Genomic DNA, 24,144 nt, shown 5'->3' on the forward strand with positions numbered 1-24,144 from the left:
ACATTCAAGCGAAACACAAAACCATATTGGTTATGAAGAAGAAAAAAGCTAAAAAATTAAAGACTAAAAAAACTGCACCTAATTTTTATGGTCTTGGTAAATTTAACTATTTGATCTTTAAATTTCTCTGTTCACGGTTTAAGCTTAAATAGCTAATACTTGAATTGCTCAGCTTAGATTAAATTATTAAGCCCTAAGCAATAAATTAAATGCTTAGAGCTAATAATTACAATGTTATGTCTTACTTCCTTAAAACCAATTGTTAGGAATAATGATGTAGTGAATTGCAAGTACAATTGCAACTGACACCGTCAATCCTATAGTCATTTTAAGAAAGTCTTTACCAATTAGTGGAAACACATATTTGAATTTATAATCACTATTCATTGATGCGATTGCTAATTCTCTTCCACACAATAGTCCAACAAACACCCAAGTTGTTGACATTGGTAAGTCATTAAGTTCTTTAAAATAATAAAGAACCGCAGCATAAATAATATTGATTATGGTTGCTGATCTTGCGTACCTTGTGCCAGTTTTCTCTAAGACAACCTTTTGAATAGTTCCACCATGAATGTAGAAGATATAAAAAAGTAGTGCTGTAAAGTAAGCTAGTACAATTAATAATAAGTTAACATCAATTTGTCTTGGAAGATAAACTGCAATGTTAGCTACATCATGAGATAACCAAACCCACCATAACCAAGCAGAAGTTACCCAAACAGAGTTACGCCAAAAGCCAATCCATTTGTCTTCAACTTCATCTAGTTTTTCATTAATAAATTTTGAAATAACGACCCAGCAAATATAAGCAGCCGTTGCAGCTAAACCATAGCCGACAACACTTTTCATAAGCATCTTCTCAAGCACCACCGTTGATGCAAAAGCTGATAAAACTAAGAAGGTTGTTGAAACCGGTATTCCTATTCTTGTTAATATTAGAAGTATTCCTGGTGCCACAGCGTGATACCATTGTATTTCTTGGAAAGGTATTCTTGTTAATCTACCGTAAGAGATATCTCCATTATTACTGTACCAACCCCAAGTAATAGCAAGTATCATTACAAATGATGCTGCACTAGCAAGAGTGTACCATTTAAACCATTTTTGTTTTGACGCGATAAAAGTTCCCAATGTTTGAATTGAGTCATTTGCAATAACACTGTACCCCGCTAAAGCAAAGCCTACTATCGTATATATTAAGGTCATTTCCATTTTTCTATTTTCCTATTTTATGTTTTTTTTATTGTTTTTCATTTCGAACGATTCTTAGTCTTAAGGTCGATTTAATAGGTTGGTAAAAATATATCTATAGTTAAGTTTATTAGTTTACTTTGGGGAGAGTTGATTCATCAATCTTTATATTATTCGAAGTTAAAATCTAGCTAGAGAATTTAATAATAAGTTTTAAGAGGAGTTGATTCATCGTGATGTATATTAATTAATGATTTTGTCTAGCTGAATAATGACTTAAATTTCATTTAATATAGGCTTATAATTAACACAACTATAACGCTTAATGAGTTATATGAATTTACTGATAAAAGTATTTAAAAGATTCTCTATTACAAAAATTCTTAACTAATCTTACTATTTCATTAAGTAATAATCGTCCTAGATATAGACACCCGATTTAGGACTTGTTAGGGTCTGATTATGAAAGGTTATAGATTTATTACAAGTGACGACACTTCAGAATTTTGCCATCGTGTAACGGAGGCCATATCCAATGGATGGAAATTGTATGGTGAACCCAAAATGACTTTTGATAAAAAAAGAGGGGTCATGCGTTGTGCTCAAGCAGTTATAAAAAATTCACCTCAGAAAAAGTATTCCAAAAAGATGAAGTTATCATCGATATAAATGGCAGATCAGATAATACCCTTTGTTTATATGCTAGGGATACTCTTATTAGTACTCCCAGCTTTTCTACAATCTAATTCTAAATTAAAGCAGTTTTTAACTAATCTTAGTATTTGGATTGTCATTATTCTCATAATTTTAACTATTATTTATTTTTTCAATTGACAGTTTGAGAGAAAGTTGATTATATTTAGTTGCGCTGATTTAAGTTAAATTGCAGAGCGCGTTATAAATCCTGCTAAAGCGACGCTTCAACCACCGCTTTAGACAGGTGGTTTTTTTTTATCTTTCATAAAATTAAGCCGGGCAGTTGAACCATATTGTGCGCCCTGCATTTGCTTAAGCACTAAAAAGGAGAAAAGAGGCCTATGAATATAACCTCTTATTATTTTGTGACCTTTTTTCTCCAAAACAAGAGGAAAAAAAATGAGCACAAATAAATTAAAAGAAAGATTAGATAAAGGACCTGTTATATGCGCAGAAGGTTTTTTATTTGAGATAGAAAGACGTGGCTACATGTCATCAGGGGAATTTGTTCCAATGGTGTCATTAGATCATCCTGAAGTTTTAGAGAACTTACATAGAGAATTTCAACACGCAGGATCTGATGTAGTTGAGGCCTTTACTTATAATGGACACAGAGAAAAAATGCGTGTTATTGGTAAAGAAGAACTTCTTGAACCACTAAATCGTTCAGCATTAAAAATTGCTAAAAAAGTAGCACTAGATACTCCTAAAGGATCAAAACCAAATTTGATGGCAGGTAATATTTCAAATTCAAATATCTGGAAACATAATGATCCACAATCTCAAAAAGAAGTTGAAGGAATGTTTACAGAAATGATTGGTTGGGCCGTTGAAGAAGGTGCTGATATGTTAATTGGTGAAACTTTTTATTATGCTGAAGAAGCTTTTAAAGCTTTAGAGATAATGAAAAAAACAGGTTTACCAACTGTATTAACTATATCTCCAATGGGTGAAAATAAAATGAGAGATGGAAAATCTGTTGTTGATACCTGTAAAGAGCTAGAGCAATTAGGGGCTGATGTTGTTGGTTTAAATTGTTTTAGAGGACCTGCTACCATGTTTCCTTTTTTAAAAGAAATTAGAAAAGCAGTTAAATGTCATGTTGGAGCTTTACCTATTCCTTATAGAACCAGTGAAGATTACCCAACATTTTTTAATCTACCAGATCGAAGCAATTGTCAGTGTCCATCACCTCATGGAAGAACGTTTCCAACAGCATTGGACCCACACTTTTGTAATAGATATGAAATAGGTAAATTTGCAAAAGATGCTTATGAGCTAGGTATTAATTACCTTGGAGTATGTTGTGGAGCAAACCCAATGTTGATTAGGGAAGTTGCTGAGTCAATTGGTTTAACTGTTCCAGCAAGTAAATATCGAGAGAACATGGAAAATCATTTTATGTATGGAAAAAATAAAAGAATTCCAAAACATATGACTGAATATGGAGACAAAGCGTAAATAAATTAAGAAGGGCATTTAACTAAATTGTGCGCCTGACATATGTCGAAGCACTAAAACAGGAGAAAAAAAATGAGTAACAATCTAAAAGAAACAATAAGTAATCTACAGAAGGATTTTACAGCCAACCCAAAAAATGCTGTGGTCCAATATGAAAGCAATTCAATTCTTAAAGAAGGACTTCAATCTGTAGTCACTCTTAGAGAGCATAAATTAGTTGTTGATGAACCCAAAAGTTTTGGTGGAAAAGATGAGGGACCCAGCCCAGTAGAGTTAATATTAGCAGCGTTAGCAACGTGTCAGGAGATAACCTATAAAGCATTTGCTACAGCAGCGGGTATTAATATTGAGAGTGTTAGTGTTAAATTAAAAGGTGAATTAGATCTTCAGGGTTTTTTAGCTTTAAATAAAAACACTAGACCTGGCTTTCAATCCATCTCTGGTACTGTTGATATTAAATCTTCATCACCTAAAGCAGAAATAGATAAATTGATTGATACGGTAAATACACATTGCCCGGTATTAGATATTTTATCAAAAGGAGTTCCTATTAAATTGTTTCAAAAGGTTTCTTCAAGTTCTAATAATAAAGAGCACATAGAGCAAAGAGCAAGTGCTGCTTAACTAATCTAATTTAAGCCCTATGAAAATAGGGCTTAAGTCTTTTAAGTTCATTTCAAATCCTAAAAAATTAGAAGTTTGACTAGAATTAAGTATTAATTGCGTGCTAGGGTCTTGTTAATGAAAAATATTTATCATTCTGATATTTATCAATTTAACACCCCAGTTAGTAGTTATTGGGAAGATCATTCAAGCGAAAATTTAAATCTAGATAAACTTAATAAAGATGTCAGCTCAGAAATTGTTGTAATAGGTGGAGGGTACACCGGTTTATCCTGTGCAATTAATTTAATAGAAAATCATAATTTAGAGGTCATTTTAGTTGAAGCTGGAAAAATAGGTTGGGGGGCTTCATCTCGTAATGCAGGTTTCTGTTCTCTACCGCCAAGTAAGATGTCTTTTAAAAAGATGCAATCTATTTACGGCAATGATGAAACTAAAAAGTTCTTTAAAAACTCTGTTGAAGGCTCAAATTATACAAAAGATATTATACAAGAATATAATATTGATTGTGATGTAACGGGGGATAGTAATTACGTTGTAGCCCATCATCCAAATAAGTTTAAAGATATTAAAGAACAAGCTACAGCTTACAGAGAAGAGTTTGGCATTGAAACTGAGATTTATTCAAAAGAAGACTTTGATAAAATTGGCCATGGTGGCACAGAGCAATTTGGAGCTTTTTCTTATAAACCTGGTTTTGCAATCAATCCTCTTAAATTTGTTAATGGCATTGCAAAATATGCTTTATCTAAACAATTAAAAATCTTCGAGCACACTAAAGTGGATAAAATTGATAAAGAGAATGGTGCTTATATTTTAAGGACGAAAGAAGGATCTATTCGATCAAAAAAAATAGTTGTTGCAACAAACGGGTTCTATCAAGAAGGCTTAATCCCAGAGATGAATTCAAGAATTTTACCAGTAATTTCAAATATTATTGTCACCCAACCCTTAACCGAGCAAGAAATTGACCAACATAATTTTAAAACATTTTCTCCAATAGCTAATACTAAAAATCTTTTATATTATTATCGAAAGTTACCTGACAACCGAATTTTATTTGGCACTAGAGGGGATTTAAGTGGCAGTGATCAATCTAATTTAAATATGTCTAAGAAAATGGAAAAATTTTTAAAAGATATTTTTCCTAAATGGAAAGATATTAATATTGATTATAATTGGCGGGGATTAATTGCTTTATCTCAAAAATTAACTCCCTCCATTGGTAAAATTGATAATGAAGAGATTTATTATGGATTTGGCTATAATGGGGTTGGAGTGAGTGCTGCTCCTTGGACTGGAAAACAATTATCTAAGTTAGTATTATCAAACAGTAAAGAGTTAGATATTTCAAAAATTTATAAAGGATTACCTAAGAAATTTATCTTTCCTCAATTAAGAACATTTTATTTTAGATTAGCGGTGTGGTTTTATGCAATTAAAGACAGATTTAATGTTTGAGAAAGAGTATGATCAAAATTAATTTATGAATGTATTTATAATTTTATCAGTATTGGTAATTGTTGTTGGGGTTATTTTACTAGTTGCATCACCTGCTGCGTTATTTACTTTGAATTGGAAAGAAAAGTCAGGAAAAGACAAATTTCTAATGTTCTTATTTTATGGTATTTTGGTTTATATAATAAATATTATTTTTTGGATTATTAAATAACAATATTACTCAATCCTGAGATCTCTTTAATGCTATTTTCACCATGTTATCTCCTTTGTTAATTGTTAAGTTTATTCACTAAAAATGACTCTAATTTCATCTTCTATAGTTCCTTCAACTGCAACTTTCTTTAATTGTTTTTGAAGATTTTGATATTTTTTATCAGTTGACATTTTTGCATCAGCTTCATTTTCTCCTTCAAACATTGTACCAATTAAAGTTTCTCGTATTGTTCTAGGATCACCACCTACTTGAAAAGAAAAATAGATTTGGTGTTTAGGAAAATATTTTTTTCTTAGCTTAGCTAAGCCTTGGCAAATCTCCATAGCTTTACCTAAACCATCATCCGTTACTCTCATTGTTCTGGTATATATTGCTTGCATTATATAAATCTCCCTTGTTAATTATTATTATTAGAAATTAATAAATTTTGATTAATTTTAAAATACTATATTTTGTCACTAGGTATGCAAAAATTTTATACAACTATTTCTTGTATAAATTTGCTGTGAGCTCGAAACCTATGATTATTTAATAAAAATATTACTAACGTCTGAGATCTCTTTATTCCTATCTAGTATTAGCTAATTCCATCACCTAGACACCTGATTTGAATATTGGTAGGGTTTGTTGGTGAGTGATATTTTTCCAAAAGGATCGGCATGGATGAACGGTGAATTCATTCAACTTTCTGAAGCTAAAATTCCTATTTTAGATTGGGGTTTTCTAAGATCTGATGCCACATATGATGTTGTCCATGTTTGGAAGGATAGATTTTTTCAATTAGATAAACATATTGATCGTTTTTTTAAATCAACAGAAAAACTGAGAATGCCATGCAGACTTAGTCGTGAAGAAATAAAAAAAATATTAGCAGGCTGTGTTAAAAAAGCTGATCTTGAAGACTCTTATGTTGAAATGATACAAACAAGAGGAATGTCTCCAAACTTTGTTAGAGATCCTCGTAAAGCGACACCACGTTTTATGGCTTTTGCAGTACCCTTTGGTTGGATACTTAAGCCAGAAGATTTTGAAAAAGGATTAGATGTATATTTAACCGATATAACAAGAATTCCTCCAAGTTCAGTTGATCCAACTATTAAAAATTATCATTGGATGGATTTAGTCACCGGTATGCTTGATGCTTATGAGAGAGGACATCATACTGCTTTACTAGTAGATGAGGATAATAATATCTCTGAAGGCCCAGGCTTTAATATTTTCTCCGTTGATGAAAATGGAATTAATACCCCAGACCATGGAGTACTAGAAGGAATTACAAGACAAACCGTTATTGATTTAGCTAAAGAACTAAATATCAAAGTTAATAAAAAATCTATAACGATTGAAATGTTAAAATCATCTAAAGAATTATTTGCAACTTCAACAGCAGGAGGGGTAATGCCAATAACAAAAGTAAGTGGGGAAAATATTAAACAAGGAATGGTAGGGGATATTACAAGAAAAATTCACAAACTCTATTGGGATAAGCACTCAGATCCTATGTGGAGCACATCTATAAATGACATATTGTAAAAAATGAACATTAAACAAACAGTTATCTTTGTCTTCATTCCATCAACTGGACACCTGATTTAAGGTTTGGTAGATTTAAATTATGTCTGGACTTGAAATACTATTAACCATTGAACTTACTTATTTAGCTTACACAATAATTATGGACTTATGATCAAATATATTCTGCCAGCTATAATCATCTTCTTAATCGTATTATTCTGGGAAAAGATTACTGAAATAGTCTTTAAAAAATTTAATATTAGATTGAATTATATTATTGTCAGTGCTGTGTTAATAACTGTCACTATAATAATTTTATTAATTAATTATGGATAAATTTAATTAATATAAAAAGCTTCTATCGATCGTTGTTCTAGGTTTGTTGTTGTGTTGGTATGTTTAAGAGAAAGCTTTTTTAGCAGTTTCCATTAGTTCATTCATTTTATTTTTGATTTCTTCATCAATATTTTCAAAACCAGCCTGCAATAGATCATTTTTAATCTTTCTAAAAACATCCTCATCTCCAGGCTCAACCATATCAGATTTTATAACTTCAAGAATATAGTCCTCTTTATCTTTATCAGTTTTTTTTAATTTATCTGCTACCCACTCACCTAAAAGTTTATTTCTTTTTGCATTAATTTTGAATATAGCTTCTTCATCGTGGGCAAACTTACCTTCAAATCCTTTTTTTCTATCATCGAATGAGCTCATATCTCTAACCCTTTTAACAAACGTATTATTAAATTTTTTAATTAATTATTTTTTTTCACCTAAATTAACAAGCGCTCCACCAATTAAACCTATCACGATCGGCGAAAATCTTGATGCTTCTCCTAGAAAACTAGTTAGATTATAACCGGCGTAAGAAGAACCAAAGTCAGCTACAGCAAAAATAATTAAAATGTATCCAAGTATTTGCATTCATTAATGTTATCAAATGAGTTAAGATAAGCTATCGAAATGATGGATCAGTTACTACCTGTAGTATATATGATAGGAGTTCTTTTATTGGTTCTTCCTGCTTTTCTACAATCTAATTCTAAATTAAAACAATTCTTAAATAATCTTACTATTTGGATTGTCATAATCCTTATAATTTTAACAATTGTTTATATATTTAAAAACAAATGATAAAATCTATTATATTGCTAATAAAATTTGGGTTTATTGGTTTTTTTAATGAATTAAGACTTTTATTTAAAAGCTTATCAGAAATGATGACAAGTGGATTTGATAATTTAAATTATCATATTTTCCAACCGATACGGCTATTAAGATTTCAAGATATAAGAGATTTTATTTTTTCTACAGAAGGAATTATAGTTATGATTATATCTTTTCTTGTAATTATTTTTTTAATTTCAAGAAAAAAGCAATAACATTTTATTGCAAATAAATTTTGTTGTTTAAAAAATAATCAAAGTATTTAGTAGAGATTAACAATCTTTGTATTAAACCTGAGAGTGAATTTATTTTATAAAAGCTAGATAAAATTAGTTATTAAAAGCTTTAATTTTATTAATTAGTTTGAGAAGGTTAATTTTTATAAATTAATAAATGTTTATATTATTTGGATCAAAAGACCGAGCAGTAGAAACTGATAGTGGACAGTTTCATTGTCCAAATTGCAATCTAAAAGAAGAATATGGAAAGAAGTATGTTCAAGACTGGTTCACATTATTTTTTATTCCAATTTTTCCAATAAGTGGAAAAAAAAACGACCATATAGAGTGTAAAAAATGTGAAAGTATTTATCATCTAGATGTAATAAATTATAAACCAGCTCTTAATGATGAGGAGATGGAGTCCGAATATCAAAAAGCTCTTAAAAATGTTTTATGCTTAATGATTTTAGCTGACAATAAAGTTGAGGATGAAGAATTAAATATAGTCTCGGATATTTATAATAAGCTCACAAACAATAAAAAATTTACAAAAAATCAAATAGAAAAAAACCTTGCTCTTGTTAAAAAAAGTACAAAAAATGTGCAAGAATATTTAAAAAAAATAAAACCTTATTTAAATGCAAGACACAGAGAATTAGTTGTTAAGGCAATGTATTATGTAGCTTCATCTGATGGTCATTTAGATGCTAAAGAAAGCAAATTGCTAATGAAAACAGCATCTGTATTAGATATGACAGCAGCACATGTTAAAGGTGTTTTGTCGGAACTTGATCAAGCAAAAATTAATTAAACATTATGAAGAAACTATTACTTTCCCTTTTTTTTTTAATATTAATTTTTTCTAATTCAAATGCCATCGAGATCGATTTAAATGATCCATATTATAAAATAGGATGGAAAAATCTTGAAAACCCCGAAAATACATCAATTATAATTCCAGATGCCAATGCTTCTATAGAAATTATTGAAACAGAGATTTATTTAGACTCAAAAGAAAATATTAAAAAACGTTTAGATTTAATTAATGAACAAGAAACTAATATTGAAGATGTTTATGAAAAATTAATTATATTTGATAGAGAAGAATATTATAAAGTTAACGTAGAATATAATGATGCAGGCTATATAACAGCGGATAGATTTAAGAATTTTACTTCATCTAACTTACTTGAAACGATGAATAAAAGGATGTCAGATTCAATATCGAAAGTAAGTTGGCTCATAGAACCAAGTTTTTCAGAAAATAATTTATCCACATTTGCCTATAAAGTAGAATGGTTAGATGGAGATATTACTTATGAATATAAAAGTTTAATTTTAGGTAGAGAAGGGTATATCGAATTAACAATATTTTTATATGGAGATGGAAATGAATCAGAAGATTTTTTTGATTATTATTCTGGTGTTATTGAAGGTATTGCTTCAGGAGTAAAATTTAACAAAGAATATAGTTATTCTGATTTTCAAAAAGATGATTATATTTCATCAAATACGTTAACAAATTTAATCGATAAAAGTTATGGAATGGGTATAGCAACTGACCCAACTAATCACATAGCCTACTGCTTGATTACAACATCAGATTTAAAAGTTTCAAAAATAACCGAAGCTGACTATCCAAGATTTGCAGGTAAAGTTATAAATTTTCTTGTATCTGAAATTAAACAAGAAATAATAGATATATCTGAAGATGGCGAGGTAAATGTTTTATCTGGAATGTACGGCCCTGAAGATAGACAAACTTTCAAAAAAACTGAGATTTATACAAATGCCTATAGTGCAGCTTATACAAATATTATTGAGTTAAATGGCGATAAAGAAGGGGATAAAGTTAAATACGAGTACAAAAATAAATTACAATTTGAAAATGGAAAACCTGTTCGTTTATATGCTTATATAGATCAAACTGGTTTTTCTATAAGCAAATGGACTTTGAAATTAAATTGTAGAGATTATGATTATACAGCTGAAGAAAAACTAGTGGCTAAAAAATTTATCCCTAATTCAAATTTACTAAAAGGTACAAAAAATGACTCTAAATATCCTCCTTATTTTCAAGAGTTAATTGAAAAGATTGAGAAACTAGAAAATACTGAAAATAAAAAAACAATAGAACGAACAATTGAGAGTATGAAGAAAAAAACTAATTAAAATATTCAAAAATGAACACTCTTTTAATAACAATTGTTCCATCAATTCTAATCTTATTATATTTTTTTTTATCAGATAGATTTAAAGAGCCCAAAGGCTCAATAGCTTTAGTTTTTTTTCTAGGTATTTTAATTTGTTTACCAGCAGGAATTATCAATAGTTTTATGCATGATAATTTTAATGATGGGTCTGATTTATCTGAAGCACTTTACTCAAGTTTTCTAGGACCTGCTTGGGGTGAGGAATTATTAAAATTTATTATTTTATATTTTGTTGTCTTAAGAAGAAACGAGTTTAACGAACCTATGGATGGAATTGTCTATGGTGTTACAGTATCCCTAGGTTTTGCAACATATGAAAATTATGATTATGTGTTTAGATTAGCAGAGCTTTGGGAAATAGATCCTTACCAAATGGCTATATGGAGATCTTATTCTGCCATCCCTCTTCATGGTTTAAATGGTTGTATAATGGGATTTTATTTTGGAATGTATTCATTCACTGCTAATAAGAAATACTTAATATTGTGCTTATTAATCCCCTATCTAATTCATGGATTGTACAATTTTATTAGCCACCCTTATCATTTAACAATTGTTGGAATGATTACAATTTATGCTGTAGCTCTACATTCACACTTCAAGAAACTACAAAGAGAAAAATCAAGCGAAGTAGAAATTAAAAAAATTTAGAATATTTTTTTTTTAATTAAAGACCTAAACAATAAAAGTAAAAAAAACAAAGTAAGTATTTGAGAAATGATTCCTGTTAGAATAAAATAATTTTTAATTGTATTATTTTTTTTTATTTTTAATAAAATATTATTTAAATCTTCTTCATTATTAATAATTTTTTCATCAATGTATTCTTCTAATAAATACATTTTTTCAGTTTCTTTATAGAAATTTTCTATTATCAAAAGTTTAAAATTTCTAAAACTAAGCCAATCTTTTATTTCATAATCTTTTGAAATACCGTTAGTGAAAAGTTTTTTATCAAAATCTTTGTAATCTTTATTCCAAAAAATATCTAAATTATTATTATATAATTTTTCAGGGTTGATAATTCTTTTTAAATTATCAATAAATTTTTCTTTTGAAAAATTATCTACTTGATCAAAAAATTCATTTTCTAGAACTATGGTGTAATCAAGACTAATAGACCCTATATCATACATTAAATTTCTAGTTGAATTTATAGCTCTAACTTTTATATTATTAATTGCCTTACCTCCTTCTCGTAACATTGATATATCTCTCTCTTCTTCTAGGTTGAATAAAGATAAACTTTTTAAAAAAAAATTTCTTTTTTTTAGTTCTGTTGAAATTAAGGAGTCTTTTTTAAATCCTATATTTGAAATAGTTGAAGAAAATCTTTCTAAAGAACTTATATTTGTGATCAATCCGTTATACTCTAAATCTAAAATTCGTGATTTATTTTGTTTGTTAATAACAACTTGATCTGAAACATAAGCTAAAATAGTGAAAATAGCAGATGCTAATAAAATTAAATACGAAGTTTTATTTAATTTACCTCTTCGCATATTTTCTTATTTCATTTTGGATTGATGCAACTTCAAAAAACTGAATAATCAAAAATATTAATAATTGAAATATAAATGCAATAATTATTATTTGATTTTCTCTTTTTGATAACTTTATAATTTCATCATTTAAAAAATCTATTATTCCCTGAACTGTTGATGCTTGATCAGTTGCTAAGACTTCAAAACTAAAAAATAAATCATCAAAAACATCCATTGCTTTAAAAAAATTTTTATAATCAAGATAAATCGGATTATTCGTATCAATAAACTCTTCTCCATAGTACATATCGTTAACCATGGTTGAGTAATTATAATTAAAGATTTCATCATATGATTTTGAATAATCTTTTTTAAAAATATAAGCATATTTTTTAAGTTCTTTAGCATCCTCTGTTATATTTTTAACAGTACTTGAATCTTTCCCGTAGTATTCTTCTGCACCCAGTATGAATTCATTTAAAAAATTTCCATCTAAAAAAAAATCAAAATACTTAGCATCATATGACTCAAGATTTAGATATAATTCAGATAAATAAATATCGTTTATACTTATTAATTTTTCCCCAAGTTTAGTTGAGGCATTATATTGGTATAAACTTATTAAATCTTTTTCATGTTTTTGCCATGTATATAAGACATTTCTAATTTGAGAGAACTCATCTAAAGTATCGTTATAATATTTTTTATCATTATGCTGCTTTATTAATTCAAATTCTATATTGGAAATTTTTTTTTCAGTGTAAAAAGTAATTAGAGCAGATGTAATTGCAAATAAAGATAAAAAAATTCCTACATTTATAAAAAATAATAATTTATTTGTATTTTTTTTATTAACAATGGATTTTAAAAAAAAAGAAATATTTATAATTTTCATTGTCTTTTCAAACTGATTTAGTTAAGTTAAATATATGACATTAAGTGAGTCAATATCAACTTGTTTTAAAAAATACTTTGTAATGGAAGGTAGGGCTAGTAAATCTGAGTTTTGGTGGTTTCAATTAATTTGGTCATCTTGCTTTATAATATCTCTTATTTTCGAATCTGAGACGGTTAGCTACTTTCTTTTTGGGATTATTATTATGATCTTTATTCCCTTATTTACAGTGGGTGTTAGAAGATTGCATGACACGGGAAGATCTGGTGTTCATTACTTCTGGAGTTTAGTTCCTTTTATAGGAAGTGTGATTGTATTAGCTCTTATGTTAGGAGATGGCACTAAAGGTAAAAACCAATATGGGAATAATCCTTTAACAAAAAAAATAAAAAAGAAAAAAAAGTAAGAATATTTTATTTTAGAATGATTGTTTGGTTTTTATGCAATTAAAGACAGATTTAATTTTTGAGAAATAGTGTAAATTATGGTTAAAAAAAAGAAATCACCAAAAACTCTAAGTTTGTATGGATTAAAATTTGATTATGAAGATTACGAACAAAGAATGATGCCTGAAGGTGCTTATCAAATTGATAAGATTAATAAAAAAATAGGTCTGGAGGGAAGCTTAAAGCCAACAATTAAAACAAAAACAAAGTATTGGAATTGTAATAAAATTTATCCAACTACAGAAGAAGATTTCATAGCCACGTATTTTAGTAAAAAAAAGCCCAAAGATTTAGAGGGTGTTTGGTCTCAAGGTAACCAATTTGGAACAATTTTGTATGGATTGGTTAAAGAGAATGAAAATTATCATGCTTATGTTATTCAAAATAAAATGAAGATGGTGCAGGCTTCAGGGTCTTTTTTTAAAGACATATTTAATCCACCAGAAGCTGATTATGGAATAATTGATGGCACTAAATTTGGAATTTTTACCTATAATAAAAAAAAACTAGGAAGTGTAAATGGTAACAAATTTTTAAAATTTAAAGGTGTAGGAGCTGTTATTAATACTATGTCAGGAGATAATTCTTACCCTGTTAATTTTGAAGTTGAATATGATGTGACTCAAGTAGGAGACAGAGAACTTAGAGGTGAGTCAAATGATCAAAAAATGATGGAAGAAAAATACGGTGTATCAAGAAGTTCCTATAAATATTGGCCTCCAGTCCCAAAATATGTAGATCCAAAACGATTAAGAAAAATTATGTATCCTGATCAAGATAAATCTGAAAGTCCCAAAAAAATGGAAAAAAATGATAACAAAACAGGATCTGTTGGTTCAGGTTTTTTTGTAAGTGCTAAAGGACATATAGTTACTAATTTTCATGTAATTAAAAATTCAAATAGCATTAAATTTATTTATAATGATGATGAAGTTGATGCAAAATTAATAGCATCAGATCAACAGTTAGATTTAGCTTTGCTAAAAGGCAAAATTGAAAATAAAAGCTATATTAAGTTTTCAAATAAATCTCCTCAGAAAGCTCAAAGTATTTTGGTCGCTGGATTTCCATTTGGTAAAGCAATTAGCGATGATTTAAAAATCACTGGAGGAATTATAAACTCTCTTAAAGGTGGTGGAAATGACAGTACAAGGTTTCAGTTAGATGCTACTATTAACCCTGGAAATAGTGGTGGACCGATAGTTGATAAAGTAAATGGAAGTTTGGTTGGTGTTGCTGTAACAAAGTTAAATAAGGATGTTATGAAAGCAGCCTTTGGAGCTGAAAGTGAAAATACGAACTATGGAATAAAAGCAAGTCAAGTAAGAGATTTCCTAGAAGCAAATAATCTTAAAGTAAATGTTAAAAAAGGTAAGTTTAAAGTTTCTGAACTGGAAAGTTCTACAGTTTTTATTCATTGTAAATAATAATTTTAATTACTATTGGATCATTAAAATAAGAAAGTTATAATTAAGCAATTAATGGAAAAAAAAATAGATAAAAAAAAATACAAAAAAGCATTAGATTTTACTTATAAAATACACTTTAAACAAAACCGTAAAGGAACAGGAATTCCTTACTTCACTCACTTAGTATCAGTTAGTAACAATATCATTGAAGGTGGTGGCACTACTGATGAAGCTATAGGAGGTTTATTACATGATGCTGTTGAAGATCAAGGTGGATTAAGAGTTTTAAAAGAAATTAAAAAGCGGTTTGGTAGTAAAGTTGCTAAAATAGTTGATGAATGTAGTGATACCGTAGTAGTTCCAAAACCACCCTGGCAAGAAAGAAAAAAGAAATACATCTCTGATATTAAGAAAAAAGGTCAATCTTCTATGTTTGTATCCCTTTGTGATAAATTACATAACGGTACCTGTATTGTTAATGATTATAAAAGAGTAGGTAAGAAGATATGGAGCAGGTTTACAGCATCTCCTAAGCAAGTGGCCTGGTATTATGAGAGTTTATGCAGAGAATTTTCAAAACATCTAAAAGGTCATAAAGTCCTTAAAGATAATTACTTAATGGTAGTTAAAGAAATTAAGAGAGCAGCATCAAAATGACAATACTTGAAGCATACATAGTTTTTGAGTTAGTTTATTTGACTTACAAACTTTTAATAGATTAGTGAAAAAAGAAGTTATTTATTTCAGCTGTTTTTCAATGATAGAGCCTGATAGTGTTGAATTGTTAGATGCAAATAAAGGTAAAGTTCGTAATCATACGGATGAAAATATAATTAATTTACCTGAATACAAAATTCTAACATTTTGGGATAAAATTGATGAAATTGGTGTTTGGAACTGGAGTAAAAAATATCCTGTGAAAGAACCTGAATTAGAACAAGTTACAGATGGTTATAATTGGGAACTAAAATTAAGAAATAGAAACGGAAAAGCAAAATATTGCACAGGCTATATGAGTTTTCCTAGAAAATTTAAGGATTTGATCAAAGAATTAAATAGTTTATTTGGATCTAGTATTAAATTTTAATTGGTGAAAATAATAAAAAAAAGTCTCTTCTAGTCATATCTTTATTGTTGAATGGGTTTTCTTCTTTTTCTATAACCTCAACCTCATCATCAATGCCTTCTAATAATGTTTTTCCAATTGCTTTTGAAATTAAGAAAAAAGCATACAGTGGTCCAATTAAACTTAACAAAGTAATTCTATGAATTGTCTTAGCTGCAATTTCTGGAATGAATCTTTTAAGTACTATTGCAAATTGATCATTATCTATTTGTTTTTTTTGTCTAGCGTACACGAAGGGCATAATATTAATTGCCAGTATTAGAGAGCCTGCTTCTAGACCACCTTTTGATAAAAATTCACCGTGTTGTACATCTAAAATTTTATCAAAGTTATTTTCATTAATTTCATTAATTTTATCCATAGTGTAGTTACCATCCATCACGAGAGGGTGATTAACTTTTTCAGCAACTCCCTTAGGTACAATAATTGGAGTGTCAGGATATTTTCTTAATGTTTCTTCTATATAATTAATATTCTCAGATGCCTTAAGTTGTATGCCATAACTTTTTCCAGATAAAGCATCTGTTATTTTAATATCTACCATTGGGTGATTAGCTGTTTCAAATATTTCAGAATTGTATTGATCGCCATCATTATTTTCATGAGCATTCTCTAATATTTCAAACAGCTTTCCTTTAACAGGTTTCTGTAGTCCATCTAATTGATCAGTTGAATAAGATTGCGCAAATTTAGAAATATCATCAAAGGTAGAATCAGATCCAAGCTGTTTAGTGTAAGACATTCTCCATGCATCTAAGTATTTAGATCCAAAGTAATCTTTAAAAGCTTCTTCCTTATTTTCTAATAGCTTTGCAAGGCAAAGTGCAAATAACAGGTCTCCTTTAATTAATTGTTCATGATTATTTTTAAAATTAATAACAGCCCAAACATTCTTAGATAATTTTTTAATTTTACCCCCAAGATCTCCGATAACATTCAATTGCGATTTAGCTAAATTATACGTGTGTCCAACAGCTTTGTAAGAAATAGATAATGATTTTATGATGGATAAATTCTTAATATGTTTAAATTTACTAATTTCCTCAAAAGATAAAAAGAAGAATATTCCAAGAAAATTTGTAGCAATAATCTCTGCAGGAACAAACATGCCTCCCGTAAATGAAAATGAGAAACTAAGGAAAATTTTCATTACCCAAAATACTGAAATCGTTACAATTCCTGTAGCAACTATTAGCTTAACAAAATTTTTTTTTTCAAACTTTATACCTACAGTTTTGGCAATTTCGTAAGCCATATAAGCTTCTAATGCCCTGCAGACAATGATTCCAATACCCATTTGCCCTGGAACAAATGCTATTGATCCATTAATTAAAGCTATTGATGTGATTATTTTGTAAACCTGCTCCTCTTTTCTTGTTTTAGATACAAACTTAGCAATTTTATCTAAATCAATATCATCTACGATTAATGTTTTTAAATGTGGAAAATATTCTTTAGAAAGTTCATAACTTTTAATCCATTCAGAAGGGCTAGTTAAATATTTAATTGATGATTGAAGGTAGTCTCTAACTTTTTTAAAAGTTTTGTTCATAATTACTTAATTATAATTATTACCTAACGCTTTAATAAGTTCTTTAATTTCATCTTTAGTGGTTTCTCTTCCAAAACTTATTCTAAATGATCCATCAATTCTATGATCAGGTAATTTCATTGCAGTTAATACATGGGATCTTTCAATTGTACCTGATGAACAAGCAGATCCACTTGATAAAGCAATATGAGGAATAAAATTAAATAATTGTTCAGCCACCTTACCTACAATTTGAATATTAAGATTATTAGGAACTCTTTTTTCAACACTCCCATTAATATTAAATTCAAATTTGGCGTTAACAAGCTCTGTTAACAAACATGATTTAAGTTTTTTAAAATGAAGAACAAAGTCATCTATATTATCAATGATTTCTTTACAAGCCTCACCAAGGCCAACGCATAAAGCAGGGGATAATGTTCCACTTCTTAAGTTCAGTTCTTGACCACCACCGCTAATTAAAGGTCTTAAAGTATTTTTAATACTGTTTGAGATAAATAAAGCACCAATTCCTTTTGGGCCATAAATTTTATGTGCCGATATTGATAAAGCGTGAATGTTCATTTCTTCTACATCAATTTTCTGCGTACCAATGGATTGTGCTACATCACTATGAAAAATAGAATTATACTTTTTACAAAGTTCCCCAATTTCTTTAATAGGATGTAATACTCCTATTTCATTGTTAGCATGCATAATTGAGACTAAGGATTTTTTTTGTTTTAGTAATTTTTCTAATTCATTAAGATCAATTAAACCATCTTCATCAACCTCTAAATAGTGAACGCTAAGACCTTCTTGTTCTAACTCATGACAGCTTTCAAGAACACATTTATGTTCTGTCTTAACAGTTATAACCTGACAATCTTTTTCAAAATAGTTTCGAGCTATACTTTTGATGGCTAGGTTATTACTTTCAGTAGCGCCTGAGGTAAAAATTACTTCAGTTTTATTTGCATTAATTAAATCTGCAATATTCTCTCTTGCTTCTTCAACGGCTTCATTAGCGTTACGACCGAATTCATGATTATTTGAATGAGGATTACCGAAGTTCTCTGAGAAAAAAGGTAACATTTTATCTAAGATCTTTTTAGATACAGGGGTTGTTGCTTGATAGTCTAAATAGATTTTATTACTCATTTTGCTTGCGATTCTGTTTTGTTTTTGTTCTAATACTAACTATAATCAAAAGAGGTTGTTAATAAACACGTTTTTGACGTTAAAATTCTAGTTATTCTGTATATATTACAAATTGGTGATTCAATCAATGAATTCTCCAATTTATATATGCTTAGAGGACCTTTAGGACACAACAAATATAAACCGAAATTTTCAGGGCATGACACGTTCCCTTTTCGTTATGCGTGGCTGACTAAGTTTGTCCACTATGTTGAAGACGGCAATATAAAAAAGATCAAAGAATTTGAACAAAACAAATTAACAACCATTGCAGATTTTGGTGTTGGTTTAAATATGGTTAAATCTATTAGACATTGGAGCATTGTCACAAAAGTATGTGATAAAGAATTTAAGTTAACAGACTTTGGTAAGATGATCTTTTCTAAAAAAGATTCATTTGATCCGTATTTAGAAAAATCAGAAACTTTATGGTTACTTCACTGGATGTTAGCGAGTGATCCGACATTAACTACTTGGTATTACATATTTAATTATCATCAATCTATTGTCATTAATAAAGATAAATTATTAAGTGATATTGTTTCAGTTGGAAAATTTTCTAAATGGCGTGGAATGAGTGCTAACACTATTAAAAGAGATATAGATTGCTTTATGAGAACTTATACGTTTTCAAATAAAAAAGGGGAAGTAACTGAGGATAGTATTGAGTGTCCTTTAGCTGAACTTGGTTTAATTTTTTCAACTTATTCTAAGGGAGAATATGAAGTTCAAAGGGGTCCAAAACTTACCTTAAGTGATAAAATATTTGAATATGCATTAAATGATTATTGGTCAAAACAAACTAATCAAATTATTACTTTTGAAAAATTAATGTATGACTATGGGTCTCCTGGAAAAGTTTTCCAACTTGATGAAAAGTCTATGGAAGAATATTTAGAAAAACTTGAAAATGAAGGTAAAAACTTTGTCTTTAATAGAGGAGCAGGTGGATTGAGACAAATCACTAAAATTAAAAAAATATCAGAAGTTCAATTATTAAAGAACTGTTATAAGAGGGTTGCTTAATGGATCAATTATCTTTTAGCAATATTAGTATTAACTCTAGTTTTCAACGTTCAGCAAGAATTGATAATAAAATTTCAAAAGAATTTTTAGAACATTTCATTTTTCATGACACTAGTAAGAAAGTTTTAAACCAAATAGCAAGTTCGTTAATTAATTCTAATCAATCTGGTTTTACTTTAACAGGACCTTATGGAACGGGTAAATCTTCACTTGCTTTATTTCTAAAAGCTTTAATTTCAAAAGATGTAGCTATTAAGAAGCAAGCTGAGAAGATCTCTGAATTTAATAGTAAACATTTATTCTCTAGAGTTTTTCTTAATAAGAAGAGTTGGTTTACGCTAAATGTAATTGGTTCAAAAAATGATCCAATTGAAAGTATTTCAGAGCAAATTGATCAATCAGTTAAAGAGCACTGGGTATCAAAAGGAATTCCTCCATCTCTTAAAACAAAGACTAAAAAAACTGTAGCAGGTGTTATTAAAAGCTTAAAAAATCTATCTATTGAGCTTCATAAGAAAGACCATGGTTTGATCTTAATGGTAGATGAAATGGGTAAGTTTTTAGATTTTGCATCAAGTGTAGGCTCTGATTTGAACCTATTTCAGGAGATTGCTGAGAATTTTTCTAACTTAAGACTTAATAAAGAAGCAGATCCTGTATTTATTGGTATTTTACACCAACCCTTTGAAGAGTATGCATCAAGTCTTGGTCGATCAGTACAAGAAGACTGGCAGAAAATTCAAGGTAGATTTGAAGATATTCCTTTTTCAATTAATTCAGAAGAAACAGCTCACTTAATTTCAAAAGCAATTAAACAGAAAAAAGAAGATAAGCAATTCACAGTCCTTGCTAACAATATTATTAAAACAATTAATAACAAACCAAACAAAAGCTATGCAGATATTTTAGCAAAGTGCAATCCAATCCATCCATTAGTAACTCTTTTGTTAAATCCAATTTCAAGACAACGATTTGGTCAAAATGAAAGAAGCATTTTTAGCTTTTTAAGCTCAGGTGAACCGAATGGCTTTTTATACTTTTTACAAAATTCAGATATTAAAAATGAACTATATACTCTCGATAAATTATTTGATTATTTACAAGTAAATTTAGAACCAAGTATTTTAGTATCAAATATTTCTCAAGCATGGTCAGAAGCATCAGATTCAATTAGAAGAGCAGAGTCGTTAGATGATAATGAGATAATAAGAATTACTAAAGTAATAGCTTTAATAGATTTATTTGGAAAAAACATTTCTTTATTTGCGTCAAAAACTATTCTTAGCAATTGTCTTGATATTAGTGATAGTAAATTAACAAAAATATTAAAAAACTTAGAAGATAAAAAAATAATTGTCTTTAGAAAGTTTAAAGATGCTTATGCATTATTTTCTGGTTCAGACATAAATCTTGAAGAAGTAACAGAACTTAATAAATCTAAAATCATGGATGATTATGATATTATTTTATCACAGCTTCCAAATTTACAACCCGTTGTTGCTAAAAAACACTTTCATGAAACAGGAACACAAAGAATATTTCAAAGATTTTGTTTAGTATTAACTAGTGTTAAAAAAGTAGTTGAAGAAATTGTAAGACTAGATATTTCAAATGTAAGTGCTGGTGCTTTTGTTTTTTTATGTAAAACTAAAGGGGATAGCCAAAAAGATTTTGACAATAAAGTATTAGCCTTATCCAAGATTAAGTTTCCAAAACCAGTTATTATTGGTAGCTCTATAACGTACTTAGAGTTCTTTAATCATGCATTAGAGATTGCAGCATTAAAGCGTGTTAAATCTACAGTTCTTGCAATTGAAGGTGATGCAATCGCTAAGAAAGAATTAAATGGAAGACTATCAGCTTTCCAAAATTTGTTATTCAACTCATTATATTTAAATTTTGAAAATGCTAATTGGGTATTTAATAATAAGAAAATAGAGATGAGTAATCTATCCTCTATAGCTTCAGTAGTTAGTGACAAAGTTTTTCATGCAACGCCAATTATTCAAAATGAACTTGTTGTTAGAGATAAATTGTCAGCAATGTCTATGGGTGGAGCAACAAACCTTATTCAAAAAATATTTAATTCAAGTCATCTTAAAAACCTTGGTATGGAAGGTCACCCATCAGAATTTGGAATTTATTTATCATTAATTAAAACTAATAATCTGCATGTTAAAAAAGGTGAGGAATACGAGTTTTCAATTAAAGGGTCAAAAAATGCTAGTTTAAAAACTCTATATGATGAATTTTTAAAATTAATTAAGAACTCTAAAGAACCTGTTAATCTAATCGATATCTATACTCATTTTAGCAAACAACCCTTTGGTGTTAAAATAGGTGTATTACCATTACTAACTACTATTTTCTTCAAAATATCAGAAGGAACATGTGCGCTTTATAATAAAGATGAACAAGGACGTGAGAGCTTAGTAACCGAGTTTGATCAAAAAATCGCAGAAAGACTTTACCATTTACCTGAAACTTTGAAGATTATGTTTGTTAAAATTGAGGGTGAAAAACAAAAAATCCTTGATGAATTTAAAACATACGTTGAAACTAAATTTTTAGACAAAAAACCAATTGAAAATGCAACCCCTTTGTATGTTTTAAAGCCAATTGTTGTTAATGCATATAAGCTTCCAGATTATGCTAGAAAAACTAGAAACTTTAAAGACAAGAGAGTTTTAGTATTAAGAGATGAGTTGTTATCAACACAAAATCCTTATGAGCTTTTATATAAAAAAATACCACAAATTTGTGGCACAGAAGACCCTAAAAAATTAATTAATGAATTTGATAAAATCTATTCTCAATTAAATAAAGTTTTTGACGAACTCCTTAAAAACTTTAAAACACGAATTCTTAAAGTGTTTAGATCTGATCCTAATATCTCAGATATAGACTTTGATACTATAAAGCTTTGGGCTAACAAAATTGGAGACTTAGATCCTTTTTCTGCAAAAATTAAAGGTCTTTCAGATGATAAATGGTTGGAGCAAATTATATCCTATGCTGCAAACAAGCCTGCTAACGAATGGAGTGACCAGGATTATGAAAACGCAATGTTAGCAATTGAAGAAATGGTTAGACACTTTATTGTTTCTTATAGACTTCATACATTACGTGAAAATCATTCTGATACTAAAATTATCGATATAGCAATCTTTGATGGAAAAAATCCTGAACGCTCATCAAAGTTTTATGAATTTAAAAATGACAAAAGCAACACGGTTGATAAAATTTCTCAAGATGTCTTAAAACTATTAGAAACTCAAAGTCTAAGCGAATCTCAGAAGGGTGAAGTTGTTTTAAAAGTATTAAGAAAGATTATGAATTTCTCTAACAAAAAAAATAAAGAATTAGCATGAAGAAAACTAAACATATTCTAGGTCTTTCAGGTGGAAAAGACAGTGCTGCTCTTGCAGTACATATGAATAACAAACATCCTGATATAGATGTTGAATATTTTTTTACTGATACAGGTTATGAACTTAAAGAAACTTATACGTTCTTAGATAAATTAAAAACACGTTTAGACAAACCTATTCATTATATTCATCCAACAAATAGTTTTGATTACTATATGAAAAAATATAATAACTTTCTACCAAGTCAAATGGCTAGATGGTGCACGATCGAGATGAAATTAAAATCAATGGAGAAATGGTTAAAGCCAGCTCTTGATGAAGGACAAGAAATTATAACGTATGTAGGTATTCGTTATGATGAACGGGGTCGTGTTGGATACAAACCTACCAACCCATTAATCAAAGCAAGATTTCCTTTCATTGAAGACACTATTGATAAAGAAGCTGTGATGGAAATTTTAGAGACAAGTGGGTTAGGGTTGCCTGATTATTATAAGTGGAGATCAAGATCAGGATGTACGTTTTGTTTTTTTCAAAAAAAATCAGAGTGGGTTGGTTTAAAAGAAAATCATCCTGAAGCATTTGAGCACGCAAAATCACTCGAGAAAACTTCTGACAAACATGACAGTCCTTTTACCTGGATTAAAGGATTACCTTTAAAGGAACTTGAGAAACCAGAAAATATTGCAAAAATTAAAGCACATCATGAAAAGCAATTAGAGAAATTAAAAATAAAAAAGAGAAAAAAACACGAATCGAACCCTTTCCTGAAGGGTGAAAACCTAAATATCGAAGAAAATCTAGCTCTAGACGATGTCTCCAGCAGCTGTTTAATCTGCCATAAATAACCAATTTACGTACTTTTTAACCATTATTTATCTAATTTTTAG

General features: G+C 28.9%; 25 protein-coding genes and 2 riboswitches. Of the genes, 17 read left to right on the plus strand and 8 right to left on the minus strand.

Translation table 11 applies throughout. The features are described 5' to 3' along the window. Positions 1–249: 249 nt before the first annotated feature. Complete coding sequence (locus tag AC5SMR_RS02155) at positions 250–1,209, minus strand: hypothetical protein (protein ID WP_494577201.1); 960 nt, start codon at positions 1,207–1,209, stop codon at positions 250–252. Between the two features lie 447 nt (positions 1,210–1,656). Between AC5SMR_RS02155 and AC5SMR_RS02160 the strand changes: the two genes are divergently transcribed. From AC5SMR_RS02160 to AC5SMR_RS02180, 5 genes are all read left to right on the plus strand, one after another. Then, the gene (locus AC5SMR_RS02160) at positions 1,657–1,863 is read left to right on the plus strand and encodes a DUF1737 domain-containing protein (protein ID WP_006996714.1); all 207 of its coding nucleotides are present in this window, start codon (positions 1,657–1,659) and stop codon (positions 1,861–1,863) included. Between the two features lie 295 nt (positions 1,864–2,158). After that, positions 2,159–2,223: riboswitch (SAM riboswitch) on the plus strand. Between the two features lie 66 nt (positions 2,224–2,289). Next, positions 2,290–3,351, plus strand: coding sequence for a homocysteine S-methyltransferase family protein (locus tag AC5SMR_RS02165; protein ID WP_006996716.1), 1,062 nt, complete (start codon positions 2,290–2,292; stop codon positions 3,349–3,351). A gap of 3 nt (positions 3,352–3,354) precedes the next feature. Beyond that, a riboswitch (SAM riboswitch) is annotated at positions 3,355–3,419 on the plus strand. Between the two features lie 4 nt (positions 3,420–3,423). Next, on the plus strand, positions 3,424–3,975 hold the full coding sequence (locus AC5SMR_RS02170) for an OsmC family protein (RefSeq protein ID WP_006996717.1): 552 nt from the start codon (positions 3,424–3,426) through the stop codon (positions 3,973–3,975). A gap of 117 nt (positions 3,976–4,092) precedes the next feature. Continuing rightward, a complete protein-coding gene (locus AC5SMR_RS02175; protein ID WP_494577202.1) occupies positions 4,093–5,436 on the plus strand; it encodes an NAD(P)/FAD-dependent oxidoreductase in 1,344 nt (447 codons plus the stop codon). A gap of 25 nt (positions 5,437–5,461) precedes the next feature. Continuing rightward, positions 5,462–5,647, plus strand: coding sequence for a hypothetical protein (locus AC5SMR_RS02180; protein WP_006996719.1), 186 nt, complete (start codon positions 5,462–5,464; stop codon positions 5,645–5,647). 71 nt (positions 5,648–5,718) lie between these two features. Here the strand turns inward: AC5SMR_RS02180 and AC5SMR_RS02185 are convergent, their stop codons facing one another. Then, entirely contained in the window at positions 5,719–6,030 is a 312-nt protein-coding gene (locus tag AC5SMR_RS02185; RefSeq protein ID WP_494577203.1) for a hypothetical protein, read from the minus strand. 247 nt (positions 6,031–6,277) lie between these two features. Here AC5SMR_RS02185 and AC5SMR_RS02190 point away from each other — a divergent pair, with 247 nt between their 5' ends. Next, positions 6,278–7,183: an aminotransferase class IV gene (locus AC5SMR_RS02190; protein ID WP_494577204.1), complete on the plus strand. Its 906-nt coding sequence runs from the start codon at positions 6,278–6,280 to the stop codon at positions 7,181–7,183. Between the two features lie 381 nt (positions 7,184–7,564). On the opposite strand, the gene AC5SMR_RS02195 is transcribed toward AC5SMR_RS02190, so the two are convergent. Next, positions 7,565–7,879 carry a DUF1476 domain-containing protein gene (locus AC5SMR_RS02195; protein WP_494577205.1) on the minus strand — a complete coding sequence of 105 codons (315 nt, stop codon included), beginning with the start codon at positions 7,877–7,879 and terminating at the stop codon, positions 7,565–7,567. A gap of 45 nt (positions 7,880–7,924) precedes the next feature. Then, positions 7,925–8,089, minus strand: coding sequence for a hypothetical protein (locus AC5SMR_RS02200; protein WP_494577206.1), 165 nt, complete (start codon positions 8,087–8,089; stop codon positions 7,925–7,927). A gap of 206 nt (positions 8,090–8,295) precedes the next feature. Here AC5SMR_RS02200 and AC5SMR_RS02205 point away from each other — a divergent pair, with 206 nt between their 5' ends. From AC5SMR_RS02205 to AC5SMR_RS02220, 4 genes are all read left to right on the plus strand, one after another. Next, entirely contained in the window at positions 8,296–8,547 is a 252-nt protein-coding gene (locus AC5SMR_RS02205) for a hypothetical protein (RefSeq protein WP_006996726.1), read from the plus strand. A gap of 178 nt (positions 8,548–8,725) precedes the next feature. Then, positions 8,726–9,364: a tellurite resistance TerB family protein gene (locus AC5SMR_RS02210; protein ID WP_006996727.1), complete on the plus strand. Its 639-nt coding sequence runs from the start codon at positions 8,726–8,728 to the stop codon at positions 9,362–9,364. 5 nt (positions 9,365–9,369) lie between these two features. Continuing rightward, the gene (locus tag AC5SMR_RS02215; RefSeq protein WP_494577207.1) at positions 9,370–10,725 is read left to right on the plus strand and encodes a DUF2167 domain-containing protein; all 1,356 of its coding nucleotides are present in this window, start codon (positions 9,370–9,372) and stop codon (positions 10,723–10,725) included. Between the two features lie 11 nt (positions 10,726–10,736). Further along, the gene (locus AC5SMR_RS02220; RefSeq protein WP_494577208.1) at positions 10,737–11,417 is read left to right on the plus strand and encodes a PrsW family intramembrane metalloprotease; all 681 of its coding nucleotides are present in this window, start codon (positions 10,737–10,739) and stop codon (positions 11,415–11,417) included. Here the strand turns inward: AC5SMR_RS02220 and AC5SMR_RS02225 are convergent. Then, on the minus strand, positions 11,414–12,268 hold the full coding sequence (locus AC5SMR_RS02225; protein ID WP_494577209.1) for a hypothetical protein: 855 nt from the start codon (positions 12,266–12,268) through the stop codon (positions 11,414–11,416). The two genes, AC5SMR_RS02220 and AC5SMR_RS02225, sit on opposite strands and share 4 nt — an antisense overlap. Beyond that, positions 12,255–13,145: a hypothetical protein gene (locus AC5SMR_RS02230; protein WP_494577210.1), complete on the minus strand. Its 891-nt coding sequence runs from the start codon at positions 13,143–13,145 to the stop codon at positions 12,255–12,257. Before AC5SMR_RS02230 ends, AC5SMR_RS02225 begins: the two co-directional genes overlap by 14 nt. A gap of 34 nt (positions 13,146–13,179) precedes the next feature. Here AC5SMR_RS02230 and AC5SMR_RS02235 point away from each other — a divergent pair, with 34 nt between their 5' ends. The 4 genes from AC5SMR_RS02235 to AC5SMR_RS02250 all read left to right on the plus strand — a co-directional run bounded on the left by AC5SMR_RS02235 (position 13,180) and on the right by AC5SMR_RS02250 (position 16,087). Continuing rightward, a complete protein-coding gene (locus AC5SMR_RS02235; protein WP_494577211.1) occupies positions 13,180–13,551 on the plus strand; it encodes a DUF805 domain-containing protein in 372 nt (123 codons plus the stop codon). Positions 13,552–13,629: 78 nt separating this feature from the next. Further along, positions 13,630–15,018: a S1C family serine protease gene (locus AC5SMR_RS02240; protein ID WP_494577212.1), complete on the plus strand. Its 1,389-nt coding sequence runs from the start codon at positions 13,630–13,632 to the stop codon at positions 15,016–15,018. 54 nt (positions 15,019–15,072) lie between these two features. Further along, entirely contained in the window at positions 15,073–15,657 is a 585-nt protein-coding gene (locus tag AC5SMR_RS02245) for an HD domain-containing protein (protein WP_494577213.1), read from the plus strand. Positions 15,658–15,721: 64 nt separating this feature from the next. Then, positions 15,722–16,087, plus strand: coding sequence for a hypothetical protein (locus tag AC5SMR_RS02250; RefSeq protein ID WP_494577214.1), 366 nt, complete (start codon positions 15,722–15,724; stop codon positions 16,085–16,087). On the opposite strand, the gene AC5SMR_RS02255 is transcribed toward AC5SMR_RS02250, so the two are convergent. Beyond that, complete coding sequence (locus AC5SMR_RS02255) at positions 16,077–17,678, minus strand: hypothetical protein (RefSeq protein ID WP_494577215.1); 1,602 nt, start codon at positions 17,676–17,678, stop codon at positions 16,077–16,079. The genes AC5SMR_RS02250 and AC5SMR_RS02255 overlap by 11 nt on opposite strands. A 6-nt stretch (positions 17,679–17,684) precedes the next feature. After that, positions 17,685–18,818 (minus strand): cysteine desulfurase family protein, encoded by a 1,134-nt coding sequence (locus tag AC5SMR_RS02260; protein ID WP_494577216.1) that lies wholly within the window; start codon positions 18,816–18,818, stop codon positions 17,685–17,687. Between the two features lie 147 nt (positions 18,819–18,965). On the opposite strand from AC5SMR_RS02260, the gene AC5SMR_RS02265 reads away from it, so the two are divergent. The 3 genes from AC5SMR_RS02265 to AC5SMR_RS02275 are packed head-to-tail and all read left to right on the plus strand — an operon-like array spanning position 18,966 to position 24,102. Then, entirely contained in the window at positions 18,966–19,883 is a 918-nt protein-coding gene (locus AC5SMR_RS02265; protein WP_494577217.1) for a DUF4007 family protein, read from the plus strand. Then, entirely contained in the window at positions 19,883–23,254 is a 3,372-nt protein-coding gene (locus AC5SMR_RS02270) for a DUF6079 family protein (RefSeq protein WP_494577218.1), read from the plus strand. Before AC5SMR_RS02265 ends, AC5SMR_RS02270 begins: the two co-directional genes overlap by 1 nt. After that, on the plus strand, positions 23,251–24,102 hold the full coding sequence (locus tag AC5SMR_RS02275) for a phosphoadenosine phosphosulfate reductase family protein (protein ID WP_494577219.1): 852 nt from the start codon (positions 23,251–23,253) through the stop codon (positions 24,100–24,102). Before AC5SMR_RS02270 ends, AC5SMR_RS02275 begins: the two co-directional genes overlap by 4 nt. Positions 24,103–24,144: the final 42 nt, after the last annotated feature.

The sequence above is a fragment of the Candidatus Pelagibacter sp. PS_28 genome, from assembly GCF_059417885.1.